This is a genomic window from Maribellus maritimus (assembly GCF_022267315.1).
GTDB lineage: Bacteria > Bacteroidota > Bacteroidia > Bacteroidales > Prolixibacteraceae > Draconibacterium > Draconibacterium maritimum.
The window spans coordinates 1-3,619 of the sequence record NZ_JAIKLE010000100.1; the positions used below are offsets into that span (position 1 = coordinate 1).

Consider the following 3,619-nt stretch of genomic DNA (forward strand, 5'->3'; position numbering starts at 1 on the left):
GTGCGGATTCGACAAGTCGAATCTCGTCCCAACCTCAGTTTCGGTCGGACACTCAGACTCTCGTCTGACCGCCACGACCTCATACCACCACCGTTGTAGTGCATTTTAAAAGACAATCAAAATGACCAATCAAAACACAATAAAATTAATCAATGACCAGCTTTCCATGATTGACGAAAAGGGAAAGAAAAATAGAACTGGTAGATTCGTTATGTCAGCATTAAGTAGTATCCCTTGGGTTGGTGGAGTTATTGCGGCAAGTTCTGCATTACACGGAGAAAAAGAACAAGGAAAAGTAAATAGCCTTCAAAAAATGTGGCTGGAAGAACATCAAAAGAAAATTGAAGAACTTGCAATGGTTATTTACGAAATAACTGAAAAATTAAATTCTTGTGGAGCCGACATTGACGAAAGATTAGAAAGCGAAGATTACCAAGACTTAGTGAAAAAAGGCTTTAAAGAGTGGGATAATGCTGAAACACAAGAAAAGAAAGAATATATTCAAATCTTGCTGACAAACGCTGCTGCCACATCAATTACAACTGATGATTTAATTAGACTTTTTATTGACTGGATAAGAACCTATCACGAAACCCATTTTCTAGTAATAAAAGAAATATATAAACACAAAGGTATTACAAGGGGACAAATTTGGAAAAACTTAAATCCTACCATACCAAGAGAAGACTCAGTTGAAGCAGATTTATATAAGTTGCTAATTCGTGATTTAAGTATGGGAGGAATAATCAGGCAACACAGAGAAACTGATTATTCTGGAAATTTTGTAGCCAAACAAACAAGAAGACCTAAATCAGGAACTTTAAAATCGGCATTTGACAATGAAGAGCAATATGAACTTACAGAATTAGGCAGTCAGTTTGTGCATTATACAATGGAAGATGTTGTTCGTAGAATTGGAAATGAATAGAACACTTAAAATACTATTAATTGTGACTTTAGGACTTTTAGTTCTATCCGTAATCTTTTGGATGAGATTGAATTCGAGTAAATGGTATATTGGAATAATTGCTATAATTCTAATTACATATTTGGGAATTAAACGTGACTCAAAATTTAATAAAAAGAAATAAAAAACGCACTACAACACGTGGTATAAGTCATGGCTGGGCTTGTGCGGATTCGACAAGTCGAATCTCGTCCCAACCTTAGTTTCGGTCGGACACTCAGACTCTCGTCTGACCGCCACGACCTCATACCACCACCGTTATAGGGTATTTTGAAAAAAGATAAAATCAACATGAAACAAACCTTGATAATAATATTTGTATTGGCATTAGTGACAGGATGTAAGGAGAAAATACAGAAGTTTATTTTCGATTCAGCTAAAATGTCCACAATGACAAAATATTCATATAAATATGATTTGGACAAATTAGAATCATCCAAAGAAATCTCCTACACAATCATGTTCGGACAAATTGTCGATTCAATGATTACAGTAACTAATTATGAGTATGACAATGACGGGCTTTTAAAAAAAGAAATATCTAAATCAGACTTTGAAGAAACCCCTTCTCTTGTTCTTTACGACTACAATTCGAATGATTCCTTAATGAGTAAATTTAAAATTTCATCAGAGGGTGACACTACACTTTGGGACAAATATGAATATTTCCCAGACGGGAAAAAGACTGTTTTTCAAAGAATTTTAACTCGCAAAATCGATTTTAATCAAGACTTTGTAAAATCAATGGCAGATAAAAAATTGGACACAATCCAGACAGTGAATGAATACAAATATGAAAATGGTTTATGCAAATCAATGACAGAATTTGACAGTCGAGCTAATCCAATTAACAAAGTTGAATACGATTACGACAACGATAGAATTCAAAAGGCAACGTTCATTTCATTTCACAGCTCAATGGAATTAACAGAGAAAATAATGTATTACAATTATTCAAAATCAAAAACTCAACCGGACTTTTACTCACTTGACCTTAACAAAGACACCGTTGACCTTTGCATTAATGAATTTGACAACCAAGATATTGTGTTAAAAACAGAAGTCTTTAATTATGGACAATTTGGGAATAAAACATTTTATGAAAATGGTAAAGAAATAGGATTAATTAGCATTGACAAAAATGCAAGCTTCAAAATGACTGAGTCATATTCATATTTTGAAAATGGAGATTTAAAAGAAACCAAATCGTATCATGAAGAATTAAAAAACACCCTATAACACAGTACATATTGAAGGGCGGGATTCGGTGGTACGCCAACTGCGGATTCTCGTTTCGCAGTTCCGTGTCCTCCGGACAGGAACGCTCTCCGAAATCCGCCCCGACAACATGTACCAACCGTTGTGCGTAATTTAAAATGAATACAGAAACCTACATACAATACGGAATTCCAAGCGACTGGGTAAAAATTTTTGAGACAAAAAATATATCCGCGACAACTTTCAAAAATACCCCATTGAAACAGCTTGTTGATAAATATGGCATTGAAGAAAGTCAAGCAAAATTCGTCAAGGATTGTTTAAAACGAACTCCTATCGATGAAGAAATTGCACAACAACTACTGGAAAGGAATCGATATGTTTGTTGTCTTTGTAAAGGGCAAAAAAGTGATGCCTATATCATTCACCATATTACGCCTTATGCAAAGACTCAAGATAATTCCTATGACAACCTTGCAGTTTTGTGTCCAAATGACCACGATTTAGCTCATAGAGAAGGACAAAACCTAACCAATAAAATATCTCCTGAACAAATTAAAAAATCTAAAGAAAATTGGGAAAAAGAAGTTGAAGAATTAAATGTTCGAATTGCTTCACAAAATGGAGAAATTAGTGAAGCCGACTTTATAAACATCCCCCGGGTTGTAGAACTATATTTTAGATTATATAAGGAAGTCCCAAATACCAAATATTCGGAAGAGTTGAAGTCTAGACTTTTCTTAAATCAAAACGGAAATATTAATCATAAATTTCTAAACTGGACATATGGTAACACAGTAACACCATTTATGTCTTTTGACCCATTGGATAACGCAACTTTAAGTTTGCACTTTGAGGAAGTATTTATAAAAATTTTAGCAAAAATAGAATTCACAGATTTAGATTTATTACTAAACAAAACATCATTGAAAAATGATAATTTAGTAGGAAAGTTTTGTTTTTATGTTGGTGGATTATATGGTAATCGACCAATTCTCCCTATAGATGAAAAAACACAATGCTGTCACCTTTACTTTCATCGTGGGAAATTCTTTAGCGAATGGATAGTAGACCCAAAATATTTAAGGTCAAGTTCTTCAATTGATAGGCTTGCAAATAGGACAGAATACATTGTTTATGGTAGAATTCGTAGTATTGGAGAAAAAGAATGGAAAAGGAAAAAATATATACATTATGATATAAGACCATATTTGTTTGGACTTCCCACGAAAACCAAATCTAGAAGACCTTTAATCCACTATATTGACAAAGATGAATACTATGATGAATTTGAATAAAATACTACGCACAACACGTGGTATAAGGCATGGCTGGGGTCGTGCGGATTCGACAAGTCGAATCTCGTCCCAACCTCAGTTTCGGTCGGACTGGTCAGACTCTCGTCTGACCGCCACGACCTCATACCACCACCGT

At 34.4% G+C, this 3,619-nt stretch carries 3 protein-coding genes; all 3 read left to right on the plus strand.

Features of this window, described 5'->3' with window-relative positions; genetic code table 11:
* Window positions 1–121: 121 nt before the first annotated feature.
* The 3 genes from K5G00_RS28980 (at window position 122) to K5G00_RS28990 (ending at window position 3,483) form a co-directional block, all read left to right on the plus strand.
* Window positions 122–928 carry a hypothetical protein gene (locus tag K5G00_RS28980; RefSeq protein WP_238770027.1) on the plus strand — a complete coding sequence of 269 codons (807 nt, stop codon included), beginning with the start codon at window positions 122–124 and terminating at the stop codon, window positions 926–928.
* Between the two features lie 429 nt (window positions 929–1,357).
* The gene (locus K5G00_RS28985) at window positions 1,358–2,206 is read left to right on the plus strand and encodes a hypothetical protein (protein WP_238770029.1); all 849 of its coding nucleotides are present in this window, start codon (window positions 1,358–1,360) and stop codon (window positions 2,204–2,206) included.
* Window positions 2,207–2,343: 137 nt separating this feature from the next.
* Window positions 2,344–3,483, plus strand: coding sequence for an HNH endonuclease (locus K5G00_RS28990; RefSeq protein WP_238770031.1), 1,140 nt, complete (start codon window positions 2,344–2,346; stop codon window positions 3,481–3,483).
* Window positions 3,484–3,619 lie beyond the last annotated feature (136 nt).

Bases quoted from the DNA above. Each gene is read 5' to 3' on its own strand.
- K5G00_RS28990 (WP_238770031.1), top strand. From the start codon at position 2,344: ATGAATACAGAAACCTACATACAATACGGAATTCCAAGCGACTGGGTA.
- K5G00_RS28980 (WP_238770027.1), top strand. From the start codon at position 122: ATGACCAATCAAAACACAATAAAATTAATCAATGACCAGCTTTCCATG.
- K5G00_RS28985 (WP_238770029.1), top strand. From the start codon at position 1,358: ATGACAAAATATTCATATAAATATGATTTGGACAAATTAGAATCATCC.